Raw genomic sequence first — 393 nt, forward strand, 5'->3', positions numbered from 1 at the left:
ACTTTGACCTGATGCCAATGACTTCGTCAACGCTAAGTCGAATGTTGTCAAACCTGCATCAACTGTCAAATCACTGCGTTTCTCAGGTGTCAATACAATTGGACCTGTTACACCCGTGATTGGATCTGCATCGCTGTCTGTTACATCTGAACCAGTATTTGGACGCAAGCTCAACCGACATGTGTCTGGTAAGCTCTTCGTGTCAAACTGTACATAGTAGGTACCTACTGGCAAGTTGCTAAACAAATACTGTCCATTTACTCCTGTAAACACTGAATCACGCTTCGATACTGGACCGTTCGCGGTGCCTGTCCACAAAATCACCTTCACGTTTTGTACGCCTGGCTCTCCTGCATCCTGCTGACCATTGTCATTGCGATCTTTCCACACAAA

General features: G+C 46.1%; 1 protein-coding gene. It reads right to left on the reverse strand.

The genetic code is table 11. From position 1 onward, the window contains the following. On the reverse strand, positions 1–393 hold a 393-nt coding region (locus AC23P2_RS31285), incomplete at both ends, for an SdrD B-like domain-containing protein (protein WP_487776818.1).

This window comes from Runella sp. R0.1_18, assembly GCF_057652155.1.